This is a genomic window from Phytohabitans aurantiacus, from assembly GCF_027923225.1.
GTDB classification, from domain to species: Bacteria; Actinomycetota; Actinomycetes; order Mycobacteriales; family Micromonosporaceae; genus Phytohabitans; species Phytohabitans aurantiacus.
The window spans coordinates 1-25,943 of record NZ_BSDI01000019.1; the positions used below are offsets into that span (position 1 = coordinate 1).

26 protein-coding genes are annotated in these 25,943 nt (G+C 69.2%); 6 read left to right on the forward strand and 20 right to left on the reverse strand.

All coding sequences use genetic code 11. The features are described 5' to 3' along the window. The coding region (locus QMG73_RS20505; RefSeq protein ID WP_281898020.1) for a hypothetical protein at window positions 1-304 on the reverse strand (304 nt) is incomplete at its 3' end. 73 nt (window positions 305-377) lie between these two features. On the opposite strand from QMG73_RS20505, the gene QMG73_RS46410 reads away from it, so the two are divergent. Further along, window positions 378-584, forward strand: a complete 207-nt coding sequence (locus QMG73_RS46410) for a DUF4262 domain-containing protein (RefSeq protein ID WP_407676830.1) — start codon at window positions 378-380, stop codon at window positions 582-584. 216 nt (window positions 585-800) lie between these two features. After that, window positions 801-1,094, forward strand: a complete 294-nt coding sequence (locus QMG73_RS20510) for a hypothetical protein (RefSeq protein ID WP_281898022.1) — start codon at window positions 801-803, stop codon at window positions 1,092-1,094. A 676-nt stretch (window positions 1,095-1,770) separates the two neighbouring features. Here QMG73_RS20510 and QMG73_RS20515 read toward each other — a convergent pair. Genes QMG73_RS20515 through QMG73_RS20525 form a run of 3 tightly spaced genes read right to left on the reverse strand, consistent with a single transcriptional unit; the run spans window position 1,771 to window position 6,479 of the window. Beyond that, window positions 1,771-2,751 carry a DUF2637 domain-containing protein gene (locus QMG73_RS20515; protein ID WP_281898025.1) on the reverse strand — a complete coding sequence of 327 codons (981 nt, stop codon included), beginning with the start codon at window positions 2,749-2,751 and terminating at the stop codon, window positions 1,771-1,773. Further along, window positions 2,748-5,978, reverse strand: coding sequence for a hypothetical protein (locus tag QMG73_RS20520; RefSeq protein WP_281898027.1), 3,231 nt, complete (start codon window positions 5,976-5,978; stop codon window positions 2,748-2,750). The genes QMG73_RS20515 and QMG73_RS20520 overlap by 4 nt, the downstream gene beginning before the upstream one ends. A gap of 27 nt (window positions 5,979-6,005) precedes the next feature. Then, window positions 6,006-6,479, reverse strand: a complete 474-nt coding sequence (locus QMG73_RS20525) for a hypothetical protein (protein WP_281898029.1) — start codon at window positions 6,477-6,479, stop codon at window positions 6,006-6,008. Window positions 6,480-6,812: 333 nt separating this feature from the next. On the opposite strand from QMG73_RS20525, the gene QMG73_RS20530 reads away from it, so the two are divergent. Further along, window positions 6,813-7,961, forward strand: coding sequence for a hypothetical protein (locus QMG73_RS20530; RefSeq protein ID WP_281898030.1), 1,149 nt, complete (start codon window positions 6,813-6,815; stop codon window positions 7,959-7,961). Window positions 7,962-8,034: 73 nt separating this feature from the next. Here QMG73_RS20530 and QMG73_RS20535 read toward each other — a convergent pair whose 3' ends face one another. The 15 genes from QMG73_RS20535 to QMG73_RS20605 all read right to left on the reverse strand — a co-directional run bounded on the left by QMG73_RS20535 (window position 8,035) and on the right by QMG73_RS20605 (window position 20,255). Beyond that, window positions 8,035-8,460, reverse strand: coding sequence for a TadE family protein (locus tag QMG73_RS20535; RefSeq protein WP_281898031.1), 426 nt, complete (start codon window positions 8,458-8,460; stop codon window positions 8,035-8,037). A 125-nt stretch (window positions 8,461-8,585) separates the two neighbouring features. Beyond that, window positions 8,586-9,002 carry a TadE/TadG family type IV pilus assembly protein gene (locus QMG73_RS20540; RefSeq protein WP_281898032.1) on the reverse strand — a complete coding sequence of 139 codons (417 nt, stop codon included), beginning with the start codon at window positions 9,000-9,002 and terminating at the stop codon, window positions 8,586-8,588. An 82-nt stretch (window positions 9,003-9,084) separates the two neighbouring features. Then, window positions 9,085-9,303 carry a hypothetical protein gene (locus QMG73_RS20545; RefSeq protein WP_281898034.1) on the reverse strand — a complete coding sequence of 73 codons (219 nt, stop codon included), beginning with the start codon at window positions 9,301-9,303 and terminating at the stop codon, window positions 9,085-9,087. Window positions 9,304-9,362: 59 nt separating this feature from the next. After that, entirely contained in the window at window positions 9,363-10,232 is an 870-nt protein-coding gene (locus QMG73_RS20550) for a type II secretion system F family protein (protein ID WP_281898036.1), read from the reverse strand. Next, entirely contained in the window at window positions 10,229-11,092 is an 864-nt protein-coding gene (locus QMG73_RS20555) for a type II secretion system F family protein (RefSeq protein ID WP_281898038.1), read from the reverse strand. The genes QMG73_RS20550 and QMG73_RS20555 overlap by 4 nt, the downstream gene beginning before the upstream one ends. Before the next feature lie 5 nt (window positions 11,093-11,097). Beyond that, complete coding sequence (locus tag QMG73_RS20560; RefSeq protein ID WP_281898040.1) at window positions 11,098-12,399, reverse strand: CpaF family protein; 1,302 nt, start codon at window positions 12,397-12,399, stop codon at window positions 11,098-11,100. Then, entirely contained in the window at window positions 12,396-13,322 is a 927-nt protein-coding gene (locus QMG73_RS20565) for a hypothetical protein (protein ID WP_281898042.1), read from the reverse strand. The genes QMG73_RS20560 and QMG73_RS20565 overlap by 4 nt, the downstream gene beginning before the upstream one ends. A gap of 5 nt (window positions 13,323-13,327) precedes the next feature. Further along, a complete protein-coding gene (locus QMG73_RS20570) occupies window positions 13,328-14,056 on the reverse strand; it encodes an SAF domain-containing protein (RefSeq protein ID WP_281898044.1) in 729 nt (242 codons plus the stop codon). A 5-nt stretch (window positions 14,057-14,061) separates the two neighbouring features. Continuing rightward, window positions 14,062-14,877, reverse strand: coding sequence for a hypothetical protein (locus QMG73_RS20575; protein WP_281898045.1), 816 nt, complete (start codon window positions 14,875-14,877; stop codon window positions 14,062-14,064). An 86-nt stretch (window positions 14,878-14,963) separates the two neighbouring features. Then, window positions 14,964-15,629: a hypothetical protein gene (locus QMG73_RS20580; protein WP_281898047.1), complete on the reverse strand. Its 666-nt coding sequence runs from the start codon at window positions 15,627-15,629 to the stop codon at window positions 14,964-14,966. Between the two features lie 135 nt (window positions 15,630-15,764). Then, window positions 15,765-16,280 carry a hypothetical protein gene (locus QMG73_RS20585; RefSeq protein WP_281898049.1) on the reverse strand — a complete coding sequence of 172 codons (516 nt, stop codon included), beginning with the start codon at window positions 16,278-16,280 and terminating at the stop codon, window positions 15,765-15,767. A 102-nt stretch (window positions 16,281-16,382) separates the two neighbouring features. Next, entirely contained in the window at window positions 16,383-17,177 is a 795-nt protein-coding gene (locus QMG73_RS20590) for an ABC transporter permease (RefSeq protein WP_281898051.1), read from the reverse strand. Between the two features lie 136 nt (window positions 17,178-17,313). Next, window positions 17,314-18,603 carry a tryptophan 2,3-dioxygenase gene (locus QMG73_RS20595; protein ID WP_281898053.1) on the reverse strand — a complete coding sequence of 430 codons (1,290 nt, stop codon included), beginning with the start codon at window positions 18,601-18,603 and terminating at the stop codon, window positions 17,314-17,316. Between the two features lie 39 nt (window positions 18,604-18,642). After that, the gene (locus QMG73_RS20600) at window positions 18,643-19,044 is read right to left on the reverse strand and encodes a hypothetical protein (RefSeq protein WP_281898055.1); all 402 of its coding nucleotides are present in this window, start codon (window positions 19,042-19,044) and stop codon (window positions 18,643-18,645) included. Between the two features lie 881 nt (window positions 19,045-19,925). Continuing rightward, window positions 19,926-20,255, reverse strand: coding sequence for a helix-turn-helix domain-containing protein (locus tag QMG73_RS20605; protein ID WP_309299506.1), 330 nt, complete (start codon window positions 20,253-20,255; stop codon window positions 19,926-19,928). Window positions 20,256-20,806: 551 nt separating this feature from the next. On the opposite strand from QMG73_RS20605, the gene QMG73_RS20610 reads away from it, so the two are divergent. Next, window positions 20,807-21,241: a hypothetical protein gene (locus QMG73_RS20610; RefSeq protein ID WP_281898059.1), complete on the forward strand. Its 435-nt coding sequence runs from the start codon at window positions 20,807-20,809 to the stop codon at window positions 21,239-21,241. A 32-nt stretch (window positions 21,242-21,273) separates the two neighbouring features. Next, a complete protein-coding gene (locus tag QMG73_RS20615) occupies window positions 21,274-22,113 on the forward strand; it encodes an SAM-dependent methyltransferase (RefSeq protein ID WP_281898061.1) in 840 nt (279 codons plus the stop codon). A 36-nt stretch (window positions 22,114-22,149) separates the two neighbouring features. Here the strand turns inward: QMG73_RS20615 and QMG73_RS20620 are convergent, their stop codons facing one another. Then, on the reverse strand, window positions 22,150-24,225 hold the full coding sequence (locus QMG73_RS20620; RefSeq protein ID WP_281898063.1) for a putative bifunctional diguanylate cyclase/phosphodiesterase: 2,076 nt from the start codon (window positions 24,223-24,225) through the stop codon (window positions 22,150-22,152). Window positions 24,226-25,043: 818 nt separating this feature from the next. Here QMG73_RS20620 and QMG73_RS20625 point away from each other — a divergent pair. Next, entirely contained in the window at window positions 25,044-25,871 is an 828-nt protein-coding gene (locus tag QMG73_RS20625; protein ID WP_281898065.1) for a DUF6545 domain-containing protein, read from the forward strand. Window positions 25,872-25,943 lie beyond the last annotated feature (72 nt).

A 25,943-nucleotide genomic window follows, 5' to 3' on the forward strand; every position in this document is an offset into this window, starting at 1 on the left:
CGCTCGCAGCACCGCTCAGTTCACGATCCATGAGATCGCCGAGGAGATCGCCAGCGTTGTTCGCCCGGACCTCGCCGCCGGCGCCGCGTGACGAATAGCGCAGCCTTCGAATAGGTGTTCTCCACCAGTAGACGCGCAACCCGCGATCTGCCGCGGCTTCGCCGACCAGTACACCACTCAGGCGCTGCAGATCATCGGCCGGCTGTGGGGATTTATCGAAGTCGAGCCACCAGGCGAGCAGCCGGAATCCGCAGGAACCGACACAGTCGATGAAGCACCGCGACCATAGCCACCGCACCTTCACGGGCCGCATATCCGCCGGTCCGGAAAGCGGTTTTCAACTCATGAGACACTCGACGGAATCGAGGCTCTGACCCATGGTTGGAACAAACAACTTCCTGCGACGCCGCCAAGAACTGGTCAACCGGCACGGGTGGACGGTCACCGCCATGTACCCCACCGACAACGCCCGGGAACCCTCCTTTGCTTACACCATCGGCCTCACCGCCCACGGACGCCCCGAGCTCATCATTGGCGGGACCGGATCCCGGCATCGCACGGGCACTGCTCAACGGCGTGGCTAAGGCGGTCGCGAGAGCGGCCGGAGGTCGTCCGATGGACGTAGACCTCGCGCCGACGAGAACGACTTGCGAACACGGCCATGCCGTCGTTGCATTCGCAACTGCCAATCCCGACGCCCCACCGGTGCTCACCGATGAAGCCAACCCTGCGTGTGCGTCGTCGTGTTGCCCGCGCCTGCGGGCTGCGCGCCGACGCAAACAGAACGGAGGCACCCGATCGTGTTCGAACCTGTCAGCTTGGCCACCGGCGCGGCGCTACTCGCCGTCGGCTACCTCGCCGGTCACCTCCGGCGCCGCGCTTCCCCGCCGTCCAAAGCGATCTGCAGCTGCGACCACACTTACGCACACCACCACCTCGACACCAAGGCCTGCAACGCGCAGGTGCCGCGCGACGTCTACACCGAGTCCGGCCGTCGCGTCGGCGTGAGGTTCGTGCCGTGCACCTGCCGTCACTACGACGGCCCGATCGCGGTCGAGCATCTGCTCCAAGGCCCATTTCTGCCCCCAGCCTGACCCGGCAGATCCGACGGCGGGTTCGCCGCCTCGGCGCGCACCGCCTGGTTCGCAGCTCCGCCGAACGACATGTCGACCAGCCAGGCCAACCAGTCCTCGCACGCCACGAACTTGAACCATGCCTTGATCAGGTCACTTGAAGGGCCTTTCGTGCAGATCTGCAGCTGTCACGACAAGCATGATCCATCGACACGAATGGCCCTGTGCGCCAGGCCAGGCTATGCAAGGTCAGTCGTACTTAGCTCTGCACTCCAGCGAGTACCCCGACGCGGCCGCTACGATCCGGGTCCGGCCCTGTTGCCGCAGGCGTGGGCGACCTGGATGTTGCCTTCCGGCTCCGTCTCAGCGTCTGGCTCCTCGGCCGGCTCGGCGTCGACAGGGCTCCCCGGCTCGCCAGGGAGCCCTGTGCCGTCGCGACCTAGTCAAGTAGCTCGGCGAGGTGCAGTTGAGTCAGATCGCTGCATAGCGCATCGCTGCCAACCAGTGTCGGAGGTGTCGGCCAAAGACTGGGGGTCGGCACTCGGCCCCTGCAGGTGGGCGGGCGCTGTTCGGCGAGAGTAAGAACCGCAGGTCTTTTTTGCTTTGTCGGGCAAGGATTTCCGGAGCATGTCCTGCCCGCCAACAAGTGACGGATTGGATCTCTGGCCGTCCGGCGGGCGCAAGCCGCGTCTTTAGACTACTGAGTGTTGCCGTTGTGGGCGTGCTGCGCGCCGTTGGTGCCGTTGGGCGAGTCCTTGCTGGGGCTGGCGCGGAACTCGTCCAGGTAGCGGCGCACCGTGCGTTCGGAAGTGCCGACAATCTCCGCGATGGTGGTCGGGTGCTGGGTCGGGTCTTGCTGGTAGGCGTCGATGACGGCCTTCCTGGTGGCGCCGCGGCGTCGCCGCTGCCGGGCATCGTCGCCGTCGTCGTCGCCGCGATGTGGTTCGTGGTCGCTGCCAGCATCGGAGGACCCCTGTGCGCCGTCGGGGTCGTTGTGGGCAGCCGTGTTGAGGTGGCCTGCGGGCTCGGGTTGGTCGTGCGGCGCGTGATCGGCCGGAGCTGCCGCTGGTGGGTCGCCGATCAACGTTTCGGCGGCCGGTCCTGCAGTCGTGGATGTGTCGGGCGGGTTGGCAGGTGACGTCGCCGCCTCGTGTTCGACGGGTGGCGGCGCCGTGTGTACCGCCGGGGGTGCGGGTCGTGCCGCTGACGACGTGGGTTGGGCCAGTTGCAGCCGCGCGGACAACTCGACCAGGCTGATGCTGGCGACGACGATAAGACCGTCCACTGAAACAGGTAGTAGATAGGCCGATAGGCCGGTCTCGCCGTAGCGGGATGCGACACCGACCATGTGCCAGTAGGAGACCCAGGCGGCGATGCCGGCGATGGCGGTGGTGGCGATCAGCCGCGTGGCGGCCAGCGGTTTACGGTGGATCGGGACGCGGGAGATCAGCTCGACAGTGAGTAGCAGCGCCACCGGCGGCCAGGCGGCGATGGCCTGGCTGATCAGGTGTGGTTGGGCGTGCAGGACGTTCGCAGCCACGGAGGCGGCCACACCGAGGACCAGGGTGGCCCGGACCGCCCACCGGATGCGTTTGAGAGCGCGGACGGTGGCCGATGTTTCGGTCGGTCGCGCGGCTCGCCACACCCGGTTGGCGGCGGGCAGGGTTACCGCGCTCATGCGGCGGCGCCTGGGCGCCGGCGCACGCGGTGACGCACGTCGTTGATGAGTGCGGCGGCCAGTTCGCTGGTTTCGTCGGTGGGTTCGGCGTCGATCTCTTCCAAGCGGCGGGTCAGCTCGGCGAGTCGGGCGGCGATCGCGTCGCCGTCGTCGTGGTCCGCGTGTGTGCGCATTGCCGCCTGGTACAGCTGTTCCGCGTACGGGCTGTGGCCGATGGCGGCGTCCAGCACCGCGAGTGCCTCGTCCGGTTGCTCGCGCAGCGCCTCGGCGAGCGCGAGGTAGGCGTCGAGAGCCTGCAGGCGCACGGCCTCCCGGTAGGGTTCGGCCCATTCGTATTGGGTGCCGTCGGCGAGCGGGCCGTGGTAGGCGGCTACCGCTTGGCGCAGCGCGGCGATCCGGGCGTCGCCGGTGACGGTTTCCGCTGCGGTCAACGCATCTCGCATGCACCACAGGTCCACGTCTAGGGTGTCGCGGTTGAGCAGGTACCGGTGGGGCGGGTGGGTGATGTAGGAGGCTCGTCCGCCGGTGCGGCGTAGGGCTTGGCGCAGGGCGTAGACGTAGGTGTGGATGCGGTTGGGTGCCTTGGAGACGGTGGCGTCCGGCACCAGGTCCTCTTTCATGGCATCGACGGTGGCGCCGCCGTTGCGGGCGATCAGGTATACCAGCAGTTCCATGGCTTTGGCGCGCAGCGGCTGATCGGGATCGGCGCCGACGATGGCGGGCTGGCCGAGGACCCGCACCGCGACGACGCCCGGTCCGTCGGCGGCTTCGCCGTCGTCCAGGTCCTGACCATCCTGCCCGTCGGTCCGCAAGCCTGCCGATGCCACCGTGTCCGGGCTGATCGTTCGCGCCCCGACCGTAGAGGCCTCAGGCGTGTGCGAGGCCGATGTAGCGGCAGCGAGCTGGTCGAGGGTCGCGGCTTGCGTGGGCTCTGGGGCGCACGCGACACCGGCGGCGGGTTCGTTGTGGTCGCGGTCGCGGGGCGCGGCCTGGGCGATAGCGGGCTGGGCCGTAGCGGCAAGGGTATGGGGCTGTGGCTGGGCGGGTGGCTGCGGCTGAGGCAGGCCGGTGTGGGATTCGGCAAGGGTGGGCAGAAGGGCGGCCGCCTCGGCTGCTGTGATGACGGTGAGGCGGCCAACGTCGGCGGGGTGGCTGCCGTGCCGCCCCTTTTCTCCGTCGGCGGGGGTGGTGGTGCCGTCGCCGGCCACGTTGACGGTGCCGCCGTCGGGCCAAGGGCCGAGCAGGACCCCGTGAATGTCCAGCCGCTGTCCTTGGACGAGCAGCGCGGCGATCCGGGCGCGTTCGTGGGGGGCGGGGGCGTCGCCGAGCAGCAGGATCGGTGGCAGTGGCTCTTCGTCCGGGTCGGCGTCGCGCAAATGCGCGATGGTGTCGACCTCGTGTCCGTATGTCAGGCGCGTGCGGTGCAGGGTCTGTTCCTCCAATATTTCCAGGGCTTCGGTCAGGTCCCCTGTGACGGTGAGCCGGGGTGTTTCTGGCGCGTGGACGGCGGCGGCGCCGAGCAGGGTGGCCAGGGTGGCGGCGGGTAGAACCACGCTGGCGCGTGCGTGTGGGTCGTTGACGCCGCCGGCGGCTAGCGCGGTGGCGAGGAACCCGCGTGCTGCCGCCTCGGCGCCGGGCCCGGTCAGTCCCAGCCCGGCTGGTGGCCACGCGGCGAGCATCGGGTTGCCCAGTGCGGGCAAGTTCAGTGGCGGTGGGCTGGTCTGCTCTGGTTCGTCGGTGTCGTCGGGTAGCTGGTCGTCGGGCACGTCGTCGGTGTGCATGTCTTGGTCGAGGGTGTGTTCGAGCTGGTGGGTCTGGTCGGGACGGTGGTGCGGGCTGTTGTCGGTGTTCGGGGCGGGGGTGCGTAGGCCACGCCGCACTCTGGTCACCACCTGCGGCAGCGGCGCCAGGTCGGGGTCGTCGAGCCGGGCGTGTGCGCTGGGCGGGCGGGGTGTATAGCGGCGGCGACGCAGCCGCCACACCAGGGTGGCAGCGGCCGCGATGGCCAGCGCCAGGCCGAGGTCGACCCAACTGTCGCCGGTCAGCGACACCCCCGGCGGTGCCGACCGACCCGATTGTGAAGGTGCGAAGTCGGGTGTCGCAGTCGCCGACGGGCTGGTGATGGCGCTGCTGCTGGCCTGCGGTGTGGCGGTGGCCGAGGGGCCCACCTGGCCCGGCCGGTCGCCGACCACACCGTCATCGCCCGAGACTGCGGTGGGTTCCGCGGTTGCTGGGGCGGACGGGAGTGCCGTGGTCGAGGGTGTAGCGGGCGGTGGGGTGGCCGGCGGCGACGTCGGGGTGGTGTTGGCGGGTGGCTTGGCGGTGGCGGGCGGGATGAACGTGTCCGGTTTCGCGGTGGTGGGTGGCGTCGCATCGTCGGGCAGGATCAGCTGCCAGGTTGGTTCGATGTGGTCGCCGCCTTGCATACGGCCCTCACCGTGGTGGACGCGGCCGTTTGCGTCGTAGCGGTCGGCGTTGAGCTGGTAGATCTCCGGCCACCGGTGAGGGTCACCCAGCCATGCCTGCGCGAGGTCCCACAGGGTGTCGCCCCGCTGCACGATCACGGTGTACGTGGTGCCGGCGGCGGTGACCGTCATCGGCCCGGCGCGTGCTGCGAGCGCGAACCGGGGCAATGCAGCAGGCACATTGGTGGGCATGGCGGAGGGCATGGTGTCACCGCTGGCCGCTGCGGCGGCGGGAGCCGCCGGCTGTGTCCTGGGCGTGGCGTCGGCGAACCGTGCTGGGTGCAGCTCGGGGGGCCAGGCGGCAACGGGGGCCGCCGCCTGGCCGGTCTGCAAGGCCCCGGCCGGTCCGGCGACATGCGGGGCGAGGGCCGGTGCCGGCGCGATGACAGCGGCGGACGCGGCTGCGGGGCTGGCGGCTAGGCCGGCGAGCAGGAGTGCGGCCAAGGCCTGCATCGGGGAGATCAGCCGGCTTTGTCGCGCCGGCTTGCCCCGGTGGGCGGCTGCCAACTCGATGACCAGCGCGTGGCAGAAGGCGGCCCAGGTCAGCCACAGCGCTAGGGCGAGCAGCCCGAGGACGGCGGTGTCGGGGACACTCCCGGTCAGGATCGCGGAGAACTCTTCCCACGTGGTGGGTGGATCGGTGGGTAGCGGCCAGCCGACGAAGCAGACCAGGCCGGCGGGGATGCCCACGACTGTCGCAAGTAGAACCACGGCGCTGCTGACGCGCACGCCGAGCCGACCAAGCCGATACATCAGCATCATTAGGCGGTTCTCCTTTCGCCGGCGTGGTCAGGGCTGCGGGGTAATGGCGGCGGTCGCGGTCGCGGTGACGGTCACCGTCGGGTGGCCTAAGGTCCGCAGTGCCGGGGTAGGTTGCCTGCTGATCGCGGTAACAGTGATCTCGGCGGCCGTGATGCGGTTGATGACGCCGGTGGCGCCGGCCTCGGCGAGAAACCGGATAGCGGCCTGCGCGGCCAGGGTCGGATCTAGCCGTAGTTCACCGGTGGCGCGATAGGTGGCCACGTCGATCTGTTGGGCGCCCGCGCGGGCGGCGGACTGCGCGAGGCCGTAGCCATGGCTGCGGGCTGCCAACACGGTCCCGCCGCCGTGCAGCGCGGCGGTGAACAGCAGCCCGATGATGGCGATGTAGAGAATCTGGATGCTGGCCCCACCGCGATCCGCGTCCGCCAGCCGTGAGCGTCGGCGGCGGCAGGCTCCCGTCATGGTCCACGGTCCGGAAGCCGAGCACAGCACTGCTTTCATCACGCACCATCGGCACGCGTGATTGCCGCGGCGGGTGTTTCGGCAACTCGGAACCCAAGAAAGACCCTGAGAACGCTTGCGAGTTCCGAACCGTCCGATTCGCATTGAGCTGTTAGAGGTCCAGGTCATCACCGGTCTCTTCTCACGCGAAGAGTACGGACGAGTCGTCGGGATCCTCGATTCGTTGTCGCTTGTGGACGTGCCGGCGGGACATTCGTGCAGTGGGGTTGTCGTGGGCTTGGCGGTGGTTCGCTCGTTGGACGCGCCACGCCCGCTGGTGTTGACGGCCGGCGATACCGTCGAAGGGGCCAACGCCGAACGGAGACGGCCGATATGCATCCCCCCGGACCCGGAAACCACACCCCCGACGATCCGCCGGACGAGATAGTCGACCGGATCAACGACGTCATCCGGACCATGGGAGCCGACACGCCGCCCACCCGGTCGGTTCCTGCCGAGCCCACGTCAACGGCATCCCCCGTCACGGCCGAGTTCGTCAGGCAGGCAAGTCCCGCGCCCCCACTCACGCCCGTTGTCGGGCAACCCACCGACAAAGCCGCCGCGTCAAACGAGGCCGCGGCCCCGACGGTTTCGCCTCCTGAAACCGGGATGGAGGCCACTGAAGCGCAGGAACCAGGCGACCGGAAGAGTCCTCCCGCCCAAGGATCCGGCGAGGGGTCGACACTCCGTTTCGTTACTGACCTGTCGGCCATCACCACAGACGACGATGCGGCAGACGCCGATAACAGATACGACGCCGTGATAGCACAAGACTGCGATATACCGGATCTTCCCGATCTTCCCCCTGCTGACGCCGAGGTCGACCGCCAGCCGCATACAGAACCAGTGAACTTCAGCGACCGGTCAAGCGAAGACGACCGCAAGATCCCAGATGGCCACCCGGATGCCGATATCGACGACAAACCTCTGGTCGCCGACGTCAAGCCTCCGGACGCCCCTGAGCCTTCCCGCGACCAGAGGCGTCCCTCCGTCGACGGGCCGTCGGTTCCACCGCACCATCGGGCCGGTGCACCGTCGATCCTCGACGCCGCACGCGAGCACATGCGCGGGGACGATCGCGAGTTCATCAAGGAGCAGTTCGAGAAGCTTGTCGCGAGCGCGGACGAAAAGGACCGGCAGGACGCGGCCAAGAGGATCCGGATACGAGTCGCCACCGTTCTCGCGAACACCATCGCCAGTGACATCACCGAAAGAAACCGGTGGCGCGCGTATCGGGAGGACCCGTACGCGTTCCTTCCCGATAGCCTCACCGACCAGGACCCGGCCGGCGGCAAGAAGGAACGACGCACGTTTGCCGATCGGTTCGTGGCCGCCATGGAGGAGCTGATCGCGGTGCTCGTGAAGGAAGCGCTAATCGAACTGGCGATGCCCGGCGTCCACCTCATCATGCCGCCGACTGGACTTTTCGACGCGATCCTCACCGCTGGCGCATTGTTGGAGGCTGCCGACCACGCCCGCTGACAGCGGGCGGCCGTCCAAGGCTTGCGACGTCGCACCACGATCGCGGTTACCGAACCCAAGCTCAACGCTGCGCTCATAACACACCACCCGTGCTCAGGTTCGCGGCCGAAGGTGCTTCAGATATCTCGAACCCGAGATTTCTGCTGCGGTAGAGGTCGACGGGGCTGGTGGCGGTGGCGGTCTGGGTGGTCGTCCCGGGTAGGCCGAGGCCGTTGAGGGCGGGTACGGAGACGGTGCAGGAGACGGTGACGGTTACGGACCCGCCGCGGCCGAAGGTGCTGGTGTCGACCTGCACCTGGTAGGTCGCGCAGCGGCCCGCCAGGTTCGCGTTCGCAGTGGTCGCGGCTGCGGTCTGTGCCTGTGCGGGGGTACGGGATTGGGACGCGGCACGGGCTGCCGCCGCAGCGACGGCGCGCACATCGAGGCGGGCGCGGGCCGCGGTGTATGAGAACGTGGCCAGCAGGACCACGATCGCGAGCATGGGTATGCCGAGCGCCATCTCGACCGCGACCGCACCGCGATCAGGTCGCCGACTCCAGCGGTGCTGGCTAGCTGGGTGGAAGGACGGCCAACGTGTTCCGCTCCGGGCTCGGGGACGGTTGGAGGGCTGGGGGCGTGGGTCGGTCATGACGGGCCTGTCGGTGCTTTTTCGGTGGGCACGCGCACGGTCACGTGGATCGGCAGGGGTAGCCCGTGGGCGGTGCCGGTGACGGTGACGGTCGTGGTTTGCGTCCCCCGGTGCACGGCGATGGTGGGTTCGTCGATGAGCTGACCGCCGAGTTGTGTGAGCACGTCGGCGCCGGCGGCCTGACCCGATGCGGGGCTGCCTGCGATCACACGGGTGGTTTGGGCGGCGTGGTCGGCGGCGGATCGGGCGGCGAGGCTTCCCACGCCCCAGAAGAAGGCTTGGACGAGCAGCAGGATCAGTCCGATGAGGATCGGTGCGCTGACGGCAAGCTCGACAGCGGTGGAGCCGCCGTCCGCGCATCCTGTTCCGGCCCGTCGCCCCGGTGCGGACGTCTGGCGTCTGATGTGGAGCATTCCGGTTTCTCCCTTCCGCGCACCGGTTGAGCTGAGAGGTGTGTCGATGGTTCGGGGGCTTGACCGCCGGGGACCTGCCGGGCTACTTGAAGATCCAGCTCTCGATCAGCGCGGCGACGCCGGATTTGTAGGCGGCGAACAGAGCGAGGATGGTGGCGGCGCCCAGGCCGATTCCCAGGGCGTACTCGACGGCGTGGCTACCGGTGTCCCGGTCTGTGCCCGAAGGTCGGTGGCGGGTTCGGATCCGGCGGCGAAGCACGGCGGCGCAGGTGGCGTGGACGGTTCTGATCGTGGTCGTCACGGCTCCCCCTTCGTGTTTGTTGGGTTGTGGGCGTGGATGGCGGGCTGTGTGTTTGTCGGTCAGGTGTGGAAGGCGGCGATGGCGGGGTAGATGAGCAGGAGCAGGAAGCAGCTGGTCAACGCCATCAGGGGGATGGACATGCGTTCGGTGGCGGCTTCGGCTTGGGCTTCCAGGTCCGCGGTCAGGCGGTGGGACAGGGCTTGGCCGCGGTCGGTGAGCGCTTGCCGGATGCGGGTGCCTTCGCCGGCGGCCAGTTGCAGGCTTCCGGCGAGCTGGGTGAGTTCGGGCACCCCGGTGGTTTGGCCGAGTTCTCGCAGGGCTTGCCAGGCTGGTTGGCGGGTCAGGCGTGCGGTGGCGAGGGTGTCGCGGATGCGCCCGGCGGCCCATCCGGTGGCGATGCGGGTGCTGTCGTGGAGGGCGTGTTCGATGCCGGCTCCGGAGGCGAGCGCGGGCGGGATGACATCCAGCAGCGCCGCGAGGGTGTGGCGCATCAGCTGCCGGCGGTGTTCGGCGTCTTCGCGGACGCCGGTTTCGGCGATCAGGTAGCCGCCGGCGGCCAGTAGCAAGCCCAGCCACAGTGGGGTGGTCCAGCCGATGCTGGCACCCATCAGGTGCAGGCCTGCCACGGTGGCGGCTGGGGTGAGCAGGCCGAGGCCGGCGAGCGCGGCTTGGGCGGCCAGGTGGGTGGCGGGGTCCCGGTCCAGGACGGTGAGGTCTTGTTGTGTCCGTGGTCGGGGCAGGCCGATGCGGTGCAGCGGCCCGGCGACGGCACCGGTGATACGGGCGCGCCGGTCTCTTACCGGGGCCGGTGGTGGGTGGCGCAGCACGGCGAGGGTGTGCGCGAGGGTGGGCTGGGCGGGTGCCAGCGTCCAACCCAGGAACGTGATCGCCGCGCCGAGGCCGGCGCCAACAAGTACGAATACGGTCACCTGGCCACCTCCTGAAGGTGGGTGCGGGTGTCGGCTCCGGTGAGGATGCGGGGAAGATCCGGCACCCGGGCGATACGGATCATCCACAGCAGACAGCCGCCGAACGCGGCGCCGAGGATCGCGAGGATGAGTTGCCCGAGCGGGCTGCCGTAGGGGGCCAGGAAGTCGCGGGCGAACACGAACAGTCCCGCGGCGCAGGTGAGGACGACCGTGACGACGATGCGGGTGGCGGTGCGGGTGCGGGCTCTGCTGGTGGCGATCCGGACCCGGGCGGCGGCGTGCCGGCGGGCGGTGTGGCCGACGCCTGCGAGGCTGGCGGCGACGTCCCGGGCTTGGTACTGGGAGGCGTGGATGAGTACCGCGGTCACCAGGTCGGCGGTGGGGTCGGCCAGCTCGTCCGCGAACGCCGCCAACGCTTGTGGCAGGCGGATGCCGGCGGCCGGGGCGGCGGCCAGCGCCGCCACCTGGACACGGATCGGTGCCGGTGCGACTCGGGCGGTCTGCGTGATGGCCTGTTCCAGGCCGGCGGCGGAACGTAGGGTGCCGGCCAGGTCCTCGGCCCAGCCGGCGATCGCGTCGATCCGGGCGATCGTGCGCTGGTGTGCGTGGTCGGGGCCGAGGACGCCGGGCAGCGTCCATCCGGCGACGCCGGCGAGGATGGCGGCGACCGGCCAGCCGGTGCCCGCCCCGGCCAACGCGGCGGCGGTAAAGGCCCCGGCGCCGCGCAGGACGGTGCCCGGCGCCGGCATCCTCAGCCCTGCTCGGCGACGCCGGTCGGCGGGGCCTGGTCGCAGCCCAGCCCAAAGCAGCAGGATGGAGCCGCCGATGGCGGCGCCGACGATCGCGAATAGCGCGGGCATCCCGGTCACCACCCGGCCAGCAGGTCGGGGTCGAACCCGGCGACGGCCAGTTCGTCGAGCGTGTCCGGGCGCAGTGGCGCGGCCGGGGTGGCCCGCCGGTCGCCGCCGGGCCGCAGGATCTCGTTGGAGATCACCTGCGTGTGGTCGGCATCGACGACCTCTCGGACGGAGGAGACCACGCGAACCCCGTCGGTGGACCAGGCGAGGTGGATCACGAAGTGGACGGCGGTGCCGATCAGCGGCGCGGTGGCCTCGAACGGCAGGCGCTCGGCTGACTGGGCGGCGTAGGTCATCAACTTGGTGAAGGCCTGCGCCGAGGTGGAGGTGTGGATGGTGGTCATGGAGCCGTTGGTGCCTTGGGACATGCAGTTGAGCATCGGGACGACCTCGCCGCCGCGGGCCTCGCCGAGGATGACCCGGTCCGGGGACATGCGCAGCCCCCACCGCACCAACTCGGCCAGGTCGATGCCGCCCTCGCCCTCGACGTTGGGTTCGCGGGCCTGCAGGGCGACGCAGTCCGGATGGGCCGGGTCCAGGTCGAGTGCGAGTTCGTCGGTGTCCTCGATGGTCACCAGCCGTTCCCACGGCGGGATCGCCTTGGCGCAGGCGCGCAGAAAGGTGGTCTTGCCGGTGGCGGGGCCGCCGCAGATGACCACATTTTTGCGTGCGCGGACCATCGCATGCAGCAGGCGTGTGACCGTCGGGTGCATGACGGCGTGTTGGCGGGTGAGGATGTCCAGGTCGACGTCGAGCAGGGTGTGGCGTCGGATCGCCACCGCAGGCTCGCGTGAGAGCAGGGTGGCGAACAGGCGTGAGCCGTCCGGCAGTCGTACCGAGACGCGGGGCACGCCACGGTCGAAGCGGCGTTCGTCGGTGCCGGCCCGCGCGGCGATGTCCCTGATCCGGTCGACCAGTTCGCCTTTGGAGGAGAACAGCGGCGGCACCCGCTTTTTGGTGCCATCCAGGTAGGTCACCCACACCGCCGGGCCGTTGAGGAAAATATTGGTCACCTTTTTGTCCGCGAGCAGATTGGCCAGCGGACCCAGGCCGGAGAACGCGTCGCGGATCGCAGCGGCGACCTGGGCCTCAACCGGCGGGTCCAAAGGCATCCGCCCGGCGGCCAGGCTGGTACGGGCGTGCTCGTCCAGCAGTTCGGTGACCACACGGTGTACGGCGGCGTCCCGCTGAGCGCCTGACGTGGCGGTGGTGGACAGTCGGGTGGCGGCCTGACCGCGCAGCTGGTCGATCACATCCTGGTGCGGGGAGAACTTCCAGCCCGGCACGGGCGGCAACGCTCGGATACTCATCGCTTCTCCCTCGGCCGCCCATCGTCGCCATCAGCGCTGCCACCTTCGACGCCACCGCTGCCGCCGGGTCTGCGGTCGGCTGTGCGGGTGCGGGGTGCGGTGATGACCGGTGCTACGACAGGTGGGTGTGGCACCGTGCCCAGGTCCGGGATCGGTTCCAGATCGGCCAGCCGTACGGCGATCTGACCGATCGCCGTGCCCAGGGACAGGCGCCGCCAGTTCGGCACCCGCATCCGGCCGGTCAGCGCCGCAGCCGCCCACCGGTGGTGCGGCAGCACACCGATTACCGGGACATCGAACGTGCTGGTGAGTTCCGCCGCCGGGAGCCGCCCGTCACCGGCCGGTGCAAGCCACAGCCGGCCCGATAGCAGCGACTGCAGCCAGGCCAGACGGGCGCCGACCTGATGTTGCTCGGCCGGTTCCGGGCGGGCCACCAACAGCAGATGGTCCGCTGCCGCGGCCAGCGGCAGGCTCGGGCTGGCGGCGTCGAGGCGTCCCACGTCCAACACCACGGTCCGGGTTGCCGCCGCCTGGCGCAACGTCGTGATCCCGTGCTCGGTGAGGGTGCGCACGGCCGCGGCCGCGGCCGGCCCCGGCGCGGCCAGCACGACATCCGCCCCGACCGACAGCCGCTGCGCGAACCCCGCCAGCAACCCGCCCGCCGTGGCCGGCTGTATCGGGCCGGGCGGCGTGCTGGCCGGTGGCTGCGGTTGGGGGGCAGCCGGCAGGGTCGCGGCGGCTAGCCCGGACAGGCCCGGACCGTCTGGATGGTCCGGGTGGTGGCCGAACCGGACCGCCAGGTCCCCTCCGGCCGCGTCGCACTCGACCAATACCGCGCCCGGCCGCGGCCACAGCGCGGCCATTCCGAGCGCGAGCGTGGTCGCCCCTGGTGATCCTTTGACCGATGCCACCGCGATCAACATGTTCCTCACCTGCCCGGGCCGTGGTGCACCAGCGACACGTCACCACGCGTGGTAGCCAACTGGTTGGCCGCCGCGGCGTCCATCAGCAGCGACACCGGCACCTCACCGCCGACCACACCGGCCTGACCGGCATCGAACTGGTCTGCGGTGCCCAGGTGCACGACGGTCGCCTCGGCCCGCACCGCCACGTCCTGCGTGCTCGGGTCGACTGTGTCGGCGGCGGGGACGGCGATGACGGTGACGTGGGCGCCGGCGGTGATCGTGGACGGCAGCCGGCCGGCCTTGACCGCGACTGCGGCCACCGCCTTACCGGCCGGCGGCCATCCCGGGGCGCCTACCTGGTCCGCAGACAGCATCACACCGGCCGGCAGCGGCACCGCGGCGGTGCCGCCGACCACATCATCTCGCTGGGTTTCCGGCACCAGGCTCACCCCTTGCACGGCGACGTGGACGACGGTCAGGTCGGCGTCCGTGATCGTCTGCCCTGCTGCCAGTGGCCGTGAGGTGGCCAGCACCGGCAGCCGTTGATCCAGACGTCCGGCCAGCACCGCGCCCGCGACCGCGAACGCCAGCACCAGCAGAACCGAGGCCAGCAACCGGACGGGCCGCACCCGCCGCCCGAACACCGCACCCGGCGGTTGGCCACCCCCACCCGTAGCGGCGGCGGTGGGGGCGGTCATCGATCGCAGCGGCGCCGACCGCTGAGGTGCCTGGCGCAGGGGAATGGCCGACATCCGCCTCACCTCTGCCCGGTCGTGTTGGCGGTTGGAGCCTGCACGACCTGCACCACCATCGTTGAGGTGACCGTCAGGTCCGGCACCGTCCCGGACTGGCCCGCGCCGTACCACACGACCTGCCACGTGACGGTGGCAGTCACTGTCATTCGCCCTGCCTTCTGGTAGGTGTGTCCGCAGGTCGGCGAGGGCGCCGCCGCGTCCCTGTCGGGCGTCCACTCGGTGCCCGGCCCACAAATCGTCGGGCTCGCACCGTCGCCGAACCGCCACGCCGCCCGCCGGGCGTACGCGACGGCGGTGACAGCCACCCCGGACACGGCGGCGGTCGCTGACCTGGACCCCCACGTCGACGGGCCGATCCACGCCCACACCGGCACCCACACCAACACCGGCCCCAGTGCCGGGTCCGGGCTGGTCCGGATCTGCGGCGCCGGCAACCGCAGCCGCGACACCGCGAGTTCGCCCAGCAGCCGCGGATCCTGGGCCTGCCCGTCGGTAAGCCACCGCGGCTGCGACTGCGAGGCGATACCGTCCGCGGAGACGCACACCTGCAGGTGCCAGGCGCCCGGCCCGGCGCCAGGTGGCGGCGGCTCCTGCACCGGCACCCGTTCGTAGTGACAACGCGGCGGCGGCCCTGACACCGTGCCCCCGTCCGTGCCGCCCTCGTCGGTCGGGGCGCGGCCGGGCCGGTCAGGGATGTTGGCCCGCACGTCGCACTCCGGCAGCCGGGCCTGCGCACAGTCCACCCGCCCCGCCCCATCCCCGGCTGACGCACCGGAATGGCCGGCCGCCAGCAGTAGGAGTGTGACCGTGGCCGTCACGCCGGCCCGCGCCCCGCACCGGGCCCATGCCCGTGCCCGTGCGTTGGCTCGCCCCGATGTCGAGACGGTGGATGAAGCGCCGGCGGTCAACATACGTCCGCCGCCTTCACCGCTTGTACCCCGAAGCTGGACACCTTCCACACCTGACCGTCGGTCAGGGTGACGGTCGCGTTCGCGTCGCGGGCACCGCCCGGCTCGTCGTCGACCAGCCGGCCGTCCGCACGCCAGTAGACCAGGAAGTCACGGGTGTCCAGGCAGTCGCGGATGCGCACCGTGGTCGGAGCGTTCGGGGGCGACACGTCCTGCACCTGCGGGTGGGTAACCAGCTGTCCTTTGAGGACCTGTCCTTGGTCGCGGTAGTCTTCCAACCCATCGCGGAGGATCTCCAGCGCGTCCCCGGTCGCGTAGCGGGGCAGATCCGGATGCCCGGGGTCCGCGGTCAGCCCGGCCTGCTGGTAGGCCAGCCACATGCCCTGGTAGGCGGCGACCGCCGCCGCCCGCTGATCCACCGGCGCCGAAGCCGTACCAGGATCGGCCGCCGCCGTCGATGCGGGAGGTTCCGGCTTTGGGTCGCTGCCGCATGCCGCGGCCGCGAGCACGACCGCCGCGAACGCGGTTGCCAATGCCAACCGGTGGGACCGGCCGGGGGATTCACGCGGTACCTGCCGGTCGTCGCGTTCGGTCGGCTGGCGGCTCGCCGTGCCACGTCGGAGCTGGCGGGGTGGGTGCCCTGACTCGATGGCTGTCTGCATGTCTGTCTCCGTTCTGTCGTTCGCAGGCGTAGCGCCTGTGCGATTCGCGTGCCTGCGCTGGGCTTTTGCGCGAGGGCCAGTGGATGCCTTGCGAAAGGGAAGTAGCGGCAAGAGCGCAGCGGCCGGCGTTGAGGTCTATGCGGTGATCGCGGAGCGGAACCGGTCACCGGCGTACCGGCGCAACGCCTCGGTGATCTCGGCTCGGCTGTGCTCGAGGTTGGCCAGGTCGGCGAGCACATGGCCTTTGGGCTCACCTGTCGCTGGGTATCGGGGCCGGGCCTTGACCAGGCTGTCGTCGGTCAGCCACAGCACCAACAGCTCTTGCGGTTGCGGTCGGGATGCCTCGGGCACCTGTTCGACGTTGATGGCCGCGACGTGCTCCCAACCGGTCGTGAGGACGAGGTTTCCGATGCGGATGTCCACAACGGACTCGTCGAGATAGATGTGCACGGTGCGAAGCGAGCCGATGAACATCACCGCACCGGCGACGAGGGCGCACAGCCCCAGACACCACACGAACACCGCCCACGCCCACAAGGGGCCCCCGATCGTCGCGGCTGGAAGGGCGCCGGCGACGACGGTGCCGGCGAAGATGCCGATTCCGATCCACGCCCACCGGCGATCGTCACGTCCAGTCCAGGTGAAGGTCATCTCATGTCTCCCGTCCGGGTGCGCCGAGCGCGGCGCCGCGTCTGAGGCCAACACCTGGCAGGGCACACGCGTGCCCGACCCGGCCCGGCAGGTCAACCTTGATCAGCGAGGGTCAACAGGGTTTGAGACCCAGCGATGGGATAGCCGTTCCGCGCCCCGGGCGGCGAGCACCAACCCGAGCGAGATGGCACACAGGGCCGCGACGGCGGCGAGGGCCGTGGCCATGTCGCCCGACCCGCTCGATCTGGTGATCACGAACCCCAGGCCGGTGGAGCCGCCGGCGACCTCACCCAGGACCGCACCGGCCGGCGCGAGCGGCAGCGCGGAGCGAATCCCGGCGAAAATCTGCGGGAGCGCGGCCGGGAGGCGGATCTTGGTGAACGTCTGCCAGCGGCTGGCCGCCAGCGACCGGGCCAGTTCCTGCAGGTGGGCCGGTGTGGACATGAGCCCGGAGGTAGTAGCGATCATGATCGGGAAGAAACACACCAGCGTCACCATCACGATCCGTGGGCCTTCACCGAACCCGAGCCACACCACCAGCAACGGCGCGACCGCTACCTTCGGCACCGCGTGCAGAACCATCAGCGGACCGGAAAGCAGCAGTTGTACCCAGCGCGACGTGGCCAGCGCGGCGCCCGCCGTGATACCGGCCACCGCGGCAACGCCGAACCCGACAGACGTCTCCACCAGCGTCACCCAGCCATGCGCCAGCAGAACTCCCGGCGTGCTGACAAACGCGTGGAGTACCTCGGACGGCGCGGGCAACAGGCCATCAGCGGCCAGCAGGTGCGCGGTTAGCCACCACACGGCGATCACTAGCCCCAGCCCCACGCCGGCGGAACCACCGGCCGGCAAGGGGGATCGGGTGCGGCGGCACCCCTCGACCAGCACTGGCATCGTCTCCACCCCTGTCCTACCGCTGACGCATCGTTGGTGTGCCCGTTCGCTGGTGGATCTCGGTTGTTCGCGGCCCGTTCTGCTGAGCTGTCCGCAGGGCCCTGCCGCCCCTCGCCGTCGGGATGGTCCGGTCTGTTCAAGACCGGGCCCGGCCGGCAGGCATCACGGCAGGTGGGCGTGCGCTGCGGGTTCGCGGCCCGCCGCCTGGCGTGTCAGACGCGACAGCGGGGCGGTGGAAGACAGGGATCGTCCGCACTCGGTCCAGGTAGGCGGCTCCCTGCGAGGCTGCCGTGCCGGGCTCGTTCCCGAGGAACCGTGTGGCCAGCCGATGGTGGGTGGTGCGCCACCGGTCCACTACGACACCCAGGCCGTACATCGCTTCCTCGAGCTTGCGGCCATGTCGCGGCTGCACTTTCCCGGCGGCGAGGTGGTGCTGGTATACGTCCTCCAAACCGACCAGCGATCCGTCGAGGATGGCCTGCCGGACCTGCGGCACCTGATCGAACGCGCAGGAGGCCAGCCGTTGCGGGTCGGGAGTGCGGCATAGCGCCTCCACCGTCTTGGCCGCCGCCGACTGGATCGCGGACGCGCCGTGCGTGTGAGTCCTGAACGCCGCGAACGAGCACGGTTGCATCGTCGCCATCAGGGAGAACAACGGCGATGCGTCCCGCAACGCTGAGGCGGCGCCGTCGGTGAAGATCGCGGCCAGGCGCACATTGCCCATGGTGAGCACGGACACCGCTGTATGCAGTTGTGCGGCCATCAACGCGAACACGGTCTCGTACGCCTGCAGGACCCGGATGAACATGAACTCGTCATGGGAGATGTCGACCGGCAGCATCGACAGGTCCACGGCCAACCGCTGCGCCGCGGGCATCCGAGCCGCCACGCTCGCGCACACCCGATCCGCATCCGCGGGATCGGTGCCACCCAGGACAGGCAACCCGAGCCGGGTATATGCCGGGGCCAGCGCCCGCATCCCCAGCCGCAGCCGCCGGTCCACCAACGCAGGCCCCGGCCGGTGTCTGGGCAGCAGTCCGGTACTGCCGTCCATGGCCTCCTGCTCGAAACGGAGCAGGTCAGCGACGAGGGCCACCATCAACCGGTCGTGGCGTCGCCACGCCTCGCCCAGTTCCCCATCACGGGTCTCAGGTAGTGGCAGCAGCCGCAGGGCCAGATAGGTGGCGGCGTCGAACCGGCCGTCGCGACGGTCCAGCACCGTGTCCAGGAACGCGGCCAACTGTTCGGAGTTCAGGTCGGTGCCCTCAGTACGGCCCACGGACAGTCGCTGGCGGGCGTTGTCGAGATCACTGAGAAGCTCGACCGGTACGGCGTGTTTGCCTACTGCTCGGATCTCGGCGAGCACGCCGGCGAACGGGAACGTGGCCACCTCAGGTTGTGAGAGCCACGCCTTCAGATCATCCATAGTGGTCACTCCTGGTTCGGTAGTCGCTGCGATGCAGGGTTAGGGCGTGGCGGTGGCGCAGCGCCGTAGTGGGGAGATCGAGTGGCTGGCGCGCTGCTCGATCCGCTGCAGAACGGCCGTGACTGTCCAGACGAGTTCTGCTGGAAGTGGACAGAGCAGGACGCTCTCCCCAGCGGCGATGGCGTTTTGCACGCCGGGCGCCAGGGCGTGCCCGTAGCTGGTAGCGGCCACAGCCGCCGGTCGGCCGGCGCGGGCCGGTAGCAGGCAGGCCATTCCGTGGGCATTGAGTACTGCTGCGGCCCGGATCAGGTCCGGCTTCGGTACACGAAGTCGCTGCGACGCGGTCCCAACGGTGACGACGTGGAACTCGCAGACCAGCCGTAGAAGCTCCCACTGTGGCCAGGTCAGCCCGAGTCTGGGCGCGACGAGGGTCCGATGCATCAGGTCGGTGACCGTGCTGGCGGCCCGCCACAGATCTGCCGTGAATTCCGAAACCGCATCGGGAGGTGGGCTCAGGCACGGCGGTCGCATGGTTACGGTGTCGTGTCGTGGTGGGTCCGAGGACATGGTTGAACCTCCATCTGACGCCAAATGTGCGTCGCCCGGCGGAATTCTTCGATCGGAAGGCGGTGCGACCGGTGCGTTGTTCGGGGGGACCGAAGCAACAGGACGTTTCTTGTCGTGAATGCGCGTCGTCGCGCACGAATGTCACCTATTGATGTGCCGAACGGCCGTGAGCTTGTCTAGTACCGCTGGGCACCCGGCCCTGTCGCATGCAGATACGGCAGACATCACGTCGGTCGAGAAGGTTACCCACTGGCGAGGCGTCGGCTCTTGAGCAGACAAGTCCTGCAGTGTCGTGGTCGTTCACTCGTGAACCAATTCGCGCCGCGGTGCTGAGGAGAGAGGCTGGCCCGCGCCGTCTACCGGCCAGCGGAGCGGCCGAGGGTGTATCTGGACATGATTTCTATGGGTTCACGGGAGCCCTAGGTTGCGTTGGCATGCACCGATATGCGGTCCATGCCTTGATGTCGTCAGCATGGTCGTGTGTGGACGGAGGCCCACGGTTGTTGCGCCTGCAGCGGGTTGGGTTGATGGTGTCGGTCATCTTGGCACCCGATTGCCTTCCGGAAGCCGCGACAATCATGAGGCGAGGTGTTGTGCCCGGTTGATTGACGTGACTGGCATAGACCGATGTGGACTGTTGTTCGGCTCACTGATCGAGCATGCACCCGGTGCCGCTGGTGCGGAAGTTGACATCTGGTTGACAACCGCGCAGCGCGAGACGAGTGTCCACTTGGACATCGTTTCTCACCCGCCCTCTATCGTTCCTTGACTGTCAACGTTTTCTCGTCCAGCCCAAGCACCGCGCAGAGAATGGCGCGGTTGTGCCGGTCGGGCTTGTGCCGCCCCTGTTCCCAACGGGAAATCATGGCCTTGAGCGACTTCGCCGTCGGCAAGGACGTTCCCTGCCGGCGAGCAACGCGCTGCATTTCGCGTATGAGGTCTGCTTGAGTCCAGCCCTTGGACATTCGACGCTCGCGGAGCACCTCTGCGAACGGGCGCCCTTGCGAGAGTCCCGAGGGTGGTCGAGGTCTGGTGGGCATGCGTGTACTCCTCCGATGGGAATTCGATGTCAAGTCGCCGGCCATCTCCCACAAGAAGCGCACGGCAAAGCTCCGCCACCAGGCATGTTCGTACTAAGTGGACGGTCGCGGATTCATCCTGACTTGTCTCGATGTTCGGTGCGGGTCACGAGCGGACAGGCCGGAAGGCCAGAGTCCCGACAACTCGGCAACCGTTCGCGCCGAGCGCGTGGCCGCCCCCCACATCGACAAGCAGCGTGACACCCGCCGGACAGCACCCGGCGCACTGGCCTTGGTCGACCCGGCTCACTTCCCAAGCCAGCGATCGGTATCAGCGGGCACGGCCGTCACATCGCCCAAGTCGGCTAGCACGGCCCCGGGACAGCACGCACGGCCATGCCTCACCAACGAACGTATCGGCCAAAAATGTCATGAGCCTCCCCCGTACCGCCGACCGTCCCCCTGATCGGCGACAAACCACCCAGGCCGACACCGGGGTTGGAACAAATCTGATCCAGACTTCGCGATGGTATCTATACCACCCACGGCTGGTCAACTGTTGTTCCACGTCTCGCCGCCGTGGAACAATCACGTTCCGAGTTGGCGGAGGAGGCCCAATGACGGGCGAGGCTGGGCATGCCCCCACCGCGGTCTTCGCCGCGCGCCTGGACCGTGCGATGCGCACGCGCGTCGATGGGGAGACCGGCCGAGCCTGGACCAACCGTTCCCTGTCGGAGGCGTTAAAACAGCGAGGCCACGCCGCTAGCCACGCCAAGATCGGTCGGTTACGCCGCGCTGAAAGCCAGCCGGATTTCGCCGACATTGAGGCTCTCGCGGCCGCACTGGAGGTACCGGTCCGCTACTTCTTCCCGGATCCCGATGACGATGACGGCGAGCGGCGCGTTCTGGCCGCGATGGCATCTAGCCCTCACGTACGCGCCGTCGCGATGCGGTTGGCCGAGCAGGGGCCGATTTCCGCGCAGGCCGCCGAAGCGATCATCTCGATCATGGAGCAGGTTCAGAGGCTCGACAACGACAGGCCAGGCGGTTAGCGCCCGAGCCGAGCAAGGTGACAGGAGCGTAGATGGATTACCGCACGGTCCCCGAATGGGCCAGGGAAGTCTCGCACCCGGAGAAGGCCTCGGCCGCCAGGGTGTACGACTACCTGCTGGGAGGCACACACCACCTTGAAGCCGACCGGCTGGTCGGTGCGGCGATCCAGCAGGCCAAGCCGGCTGTCCCGCTCCAGATGATGACCAACCGGGCGTTCCTCGGCAGAGCCGTCCGGTTCATGGTCGATGCCGGCATCAAGCAGTTCCTCGATATCGGCTCCGGCATCCCCACCGTCGGAAACGTTCATGAGACCGCCCAGATGCGCAGTTCGGGCTGTCGGGTGGTCTACGTCGACTGCGACCCGGTGGCGGTCATGCAGTCGCTGCAACTGCTGGCGGGAGCACCGTTCGCCACCGCGTTGGAGGGTGACCTCACCCGCCCGGAAGAGATTCTCGCGGAACTCGCCACCGCTGAGATACGCAGGCTTATCGATCCACAAGAGCCGGTCGGCCTGTTGCTGATGGCGGTCACGCATTTCGTCTCTGACGAGGAGAACCTCCATGATCACGTCGCGACCTTGCGTGAGTGGTTGCCACCGGGCAGCTTCATGGCGCTAAGTCAAGGCGCCGTCGAGTCGTACACGCCGGAGGAGATCGCGCAGATCCGCGCCGCGTACGCCGGCCAACGCGCGGCCATCCCCACGGCTCGAACCTGGGAACAGACGCGCCGGTTCTTCGACGGGTTGGTGCTTCAAGACCCTGGGCTGGTGTATCTGCCGCAGTGGCGCCCGGAGCCGAACGACCCCTCGTTCTTCAACGATGACCCGCGCCGTTCCGGGTCTCACGCGGGCGTCGGCCTAAGGGCCCGATGACGGAGCTGGAAATCACCGCGTGCTTGGGGGCGGCCGTCAGCTCGCGCGGCGGGGCATGGCCACGACCGTCGACGGGGTCGCCACGGCTGTGATGAGCCGGCCGGGGACGCCGTCCACGCCGCCCTCGATCCGCCGTGCGAGATCCGAAGCTGTCTGCGGCGCTCCGAGCAGTTCGCCGTTGCCGTAGGTGCAGCCCAGTGCGAGCGCGGCCCGGCGTCTTGCGGGAGTGTCGATACCCTCCGCGCAGACGGCGATCGAGAGGTCCTGGCCGAGTCGTACCGCGCCCTTGACCACGGCGGCAGCGGTGCGCTTTGTCAGCTGGGCGACGAAGGACCGGTCGACCCGCAGGCCGGCGAACGGCATCTGGTCGAGTATCGCCAGCGAGGCTGTTGAGGTGCCGAACCGGTCCAGCACGAAACGAACTCCCGCCGCGCGCAGCTTGTCCAGCACCGGATCAGGCTCCACCTGGACGATGTCGATGATCAGGTCACCGGGATGGACCCCATACTGGGTCGTCGCGGCCAGCACGGACACGGGCAGGCGAGGGTCGCGCAGGCTACTGGGAGAGATCGCGATCTCGACTGGTATCGGGTGACCGTGGTCTCGCCAGGTCTTCACGGCGGCCGCTGCCTCGTACAAGACCAGCTTGGTGAGCGCGGCCGGATGGTATTGCGTGGCCACCGGCCACCATAGGTCTGCAGGCAGTACTCCATGCGCGACGTGTTCCCAGGTCGGTTTGGCTCTGGCCGCGACGGCTTCCCCGGTGGCCAAGGCGAGGATGGGCTCGAACAGTACGGTGATCTGGCCGCTGGCGATCGCGGTGGGCAGCTGCGCGGCGAGTTCGAGGCGTAGAGCGTCGGCGGTGTCGTCGCTCGGGTCGAACACGGTCACGCTCGCGGCGGAACGTTTGGCCTGGTACATCGCTATGTCGGCACGGCGTAGAAGCTCCGCCGCATCCATTGTCGGTGTCCCCATCGCCATGCCCGCGCTCGCACGGATCGGGATCTGCACGTCGTCAAGCTCGACGGGCTGGCACAACGCCACCTCGATCTGCCGCGCCCGGTGTGCCGCCGCCGTACCACGAAGGTTCGGCAGCAGCACAGCGAATTCGTCACCGCCCAGGCGTGCCGCCGCATGTCCGTCGGCAGCGACGGCATGACGTAGGCGCTCGGCGACCGCGACCAGGACACGATCGCCGGCCTCGTGTCCCAGGGTGTCGTTGACGTGCTTGAACCCGCCCAAGTCCAGAAACAGCAATGCGAGCGGTCCCCGCTTGAGCAGTTCGGTTGCCTCTGCCTTCAACAAACGACGGTTGGCGAGTCCGGTGAGTGGATCATGGTTCGCCTCGTACTCCAGGCGGGCGTGTGCCAACGCGGACTCCACGCAGCTGCCAAGGGCCGCGCAGAAGACTCCCAGCACCCGGGCGTCCCGGTCCGCGAACGCCCGTCGGTCCCGTGTTAGCAGCCGTACCTGGCCCGGCTGCACCGTTGACTGGCCCGCCATCACGTGCGCCACTGACCATGGCCAGCCAACCGTGGGGGCCTGCGCCGGCGAACCGTCGAAACACACCAGGTCACCTGCGGCACGGACTAGGCGCCGGCCGTCGAGGTCGTCCCACTCCGCCTCGACGATCTCGACGCCACGGCCGGCGAACAAGTCCGCCGCGCCCCGCACCGCTGTGTAGACCACATCGGTTGTATCGCGCGCGTGGAGGGCATCAGTGAGCGTCGCGAGGCGTTCCCACGCCCGCCGCTCGGCGACCAACGTCGCTCGGTGTGCCCGCGCGGCGTGCGCCAGCAGTAGGACGGCCGGCAGGACCAACAGCAGCCGTTGCTGAACGTCGACCAGCGCGGTCACCGCCAGAGCCACTCCGATCTGACAGGCGCCCGCCACGAGCCGGCTCGCCCATCCCGCTCGGGCAGCTTCCCACCACGATGCGTCCGCTGCCGCCGCTCCAGCGATCGCGAACAATGCCTCCACCACGGCGACGACCACCGCGCCGGCCAGCACGACACCGATCGGGAAGTCCGGAGCTGGCGAGCCGACTGCCGTCGGCGCGAAACCGGACACAGCCATGACCGCCGCCGCTGTCAACGCCGCTAGGAAGTCCACCCCAGCTGCTATCAGCCGACGGTGGTCCTGCCGGGGTAGTCCAGCCGCCGCCGCAACGATTCCGCAGGCCGCGCACACGACCATCCAATACGGCGGTACCACGGCCGCCGCCACCACAATCGCCGCCGGCGTTAGCGACACCGCTCCGCTGGGCCGAACGGGAACCCGCATCCTGCTCGCATGGCCGAGCGCGATCAAGATGGCGACGGACAGAAGAGAGGCCCAGACGACGGACGACGCCGAACCGGCGTCCCGCACCGCCCACACGACGCAACCCAGACCGCCCGCTCCAAACGCGAGCCATCGCAGCCGCACCGCGCCACGCACGTCCACGGCCTGACCTCCATGGCTGACCAACCGATCGCACAGGAGCCCCGATCATAGTGGGAGTTGCACAACAACCACATTCCTGCCGGTGGATTGCTAACCGCCTCACGAGTTATCGGCCCTGGATGCGGCCATGCCGCGGAGCCGTAGCTCGTCGAAGATTGTCAACTTCCGCGTCCGGCTCCGATCACGCAGACTTGAGCGCAGCAAAGACAATCGGTGTCGCCCACACCGGGCAGAGCCAGACACCACTGAGCCGCCCTGGGCTGTCGAACCGCCGGGCCGGACCAACAGGTGAGGAGGACGGGGTGAACCAAGGTTGGCATCAGCCTGTTCCCCCGCTGCCGCCGATCGCCGGGATGGCACCGCAGGGTGTGGAAGACCTGTGCGCGATCATCGCGCGCGATCGCGGCCGGCCGATCACCGTGTATCCAGTTTCGGTGCCCATCGGCGGCCCATCCGGAATGCTGCTACACCGCGACGACCACGGCATGGACGCAGACGTGATCGCCGTAGCTGACGACGCCGCACCACTGCTGCGTGACCACATCGTCTTACACGAGTTGGCGCACCTGCTTCTCGGCCACGACCAACTCGACCATGAGCGGCGCGGCGCAGCACATTGCGGCCAGCGCCTGCGGCAGGAAGCCGAGGCCGAACGCTACGCCGAAACGATGGCCAAGCTGGTGATCACACCTCGCCCGAGGTCTAACGCCAACTCGACCGCGGTCGAGGACCATCCCACCTGGTCCGCCAGCCCGCCTCGGCAACAACAGCGAAGCGGCTGGCTGACAAACCGGGTGCGCCGCTCCGCCTTGGCGACCGCCGCCGCCCGCCACATCCTCTATCGACAGCTGCACCCGCTCTGGCTCGCCCTCACCGCGGCTACCCCCCACATCACCGAGCCTCTACTCAACCCGGAACTAGACACCCAGTTACCGATACGCCGCACCTGGAGCGCACTGCGCCGTCGCGTTGTTCAGATCTACGACAGCCTCTGGCACCTTCGCGAGCACCTCAACCCCCACGTCTACGACGCTGCACGCCACCGCGCCCACCGGTTCGGACTCGACGAGCACAGCGCCGACATCGAGGGACACGCCGCGGCCATCGCCGCGGCCATCCGCACTGGCCAACCTCCAACCTCTGACAAATCATCACGGCCCCTGGCCGCTCACGGATCCGGTGACGTCGACGCCGACGCCGCCCGCCTCGCGGCAATCGCCCACTCCATCAAACGATCGCCTCTGGTCTCGGCCACCATCGCCAGCCAACGCCCGATCCCTACACAAAGCCCCGAGCTGTCCCACGCCCCATAAGCACCGACGCGGCGCGAACTCAACGCTCTGGTTCCGGTGCATGCGGCGATGAGCCGTTAACGAGCCCTTGTT

Bases quoted from the DNA above. Each gene is read 5' to 3' on its own strand.
- QMG73_RS46410 (WP_407676830.1), top strand. From the start codon at position 378: ATGGTTGGAACAAACAACTTCCTGCGACGCCGCCAAGAACTGGTCAAC.
- QMG73_RS20515 (WP_281898025.1), bottom strand. From the start codon at position 2,751: ATGAGCGCGGTAACCCTGCCCGCCGCCAACCGGGTGTGGCGAGCCGCG.
- QMG73_RS20520 (WP_281898027.1), bottom strand. From the start codon at position 5,978: ATGATGCTGATGTATCGGCTTGGTCGGCTCGGCGTGCGCGTCAGCAGC.
- QMG73_RS20525 (WP_281898029.1), bottom strand. From the start codon at position 6,479: ATGAAAGCAGTGCTGTGCTCGGCTTCCGGACCGTGGACCATGACGGGA.
- QMG73_RS20530 (WP_281898030.1), top strand. From the start codon at position 6,813: ATGCATCCCCCCGGACCCGGAAACCACACCCCCGACGATCCGCCGGAC.
- QMG73_RS20535 (WP_281898031.1), bottom strand. From the start codon at position 8,460: ATGGCGCTCGGCATACCCATGCTCGCGATCGTGGTCCTGCTGGCCACG.
- QMG73_RS20540 (WP_281898032.1), bottom strand. From the start codon at position 9,002: ATGCTCCACATCAGACGCCAGACGTCCGCACCGGGGCGACGGGCCGGA.
- QMG73_RS20555 (WP_281898038.1), bottom strand. From the start codon at position 11,092: ATGCCCGCGCTATTCGCGATCGTCGGCGCCGCCATCGGCGGCTCCATC.
- QMG73_RS20560 (WP_281898040.1), bottom strand. From the start codon at position 12,399: ATGAGTATCCGAGCGTTGCCGCCCGTGCCGGGCTGGAAGTTCTCCCCG.
- QMG73_RS20565 (WP_281898042.1), bottom strand. From the start codon at position 13,322: ATGTTGATCGCGGTGGCATCGGTCAAAGGATCACCAGGGGCGACCACG.
- QMG73_RS20570 (WP_281898044.1), bottom strand. From the start codon at position 14,056: ATGTCGGCCATTCCCCTGCGCCAGGCACCTCAGCGGTCGGCGCCGCTG.
- QMG73_RS20580 (WP_281898047.1), bottom strand. From the start codon at position 15,629: ATGCAGACAGCCATCGAGTCAGGGCACCCACCCCGCCAGCTCCGACGT.
- QMG73_RS20585 (WP_281898049.1), bottom strand. From the start codon at position 16,280: ATGACCTTCACCTGGACTGGACGTGACGATCGCCGGTGGGCGTGGATC.
- QMG73_RS20590 (WP_281898051.1), bottom strand. From the start codon at position 17,177: ATGCCAGTGCTGGTCGAGGGGTGCCGCCGCACCCGATCCCCCTTGCCG.
- QMG73_RS20595 (WP_281898053.1), bottom strand. From the start codon at position 18,603: ATGGATGATCTGAAGGCGTGGCTCTCACAACCTGAGGTGGCCACGTTC.
- QMG73_RS20600 (WP_281898055.1), bottom strand. From the start codon at position 19,044: ATGCATCGGACCCTCGTCGCGCCCAGACTCGGGCTGACCTGGCCACAG.
- QMG73_RS20605 (WP_309299506.1), bottom strand. From the start codon at position 20,255: ATGGCCGGCGACTTGACATCGAATTCCCATCGGAGGAGTACACGCATG.
- QMG73_RS20610 (WP_281898059.1), top strand. From the start codon at position 20,807: ATGACGGGCGAGGCTGGGCATGCCCCCACCGCGGTCTTCGCCGCGCGC.
- QMG73_RS20615 (WP_281898061.1), top strand. From the start codon at position 21,274: ATGGATTACCGCACGGTCCCCGAATGGGCCAGGGAAGTCTCGCACCCG.
- QMG73_RS20625 (WP_281898065.1), top strand. From the start codon at position 25,044: ATGGACGCAGACGTGATCGCCGTAGCTGACGACGCCGCACCACTGCTG.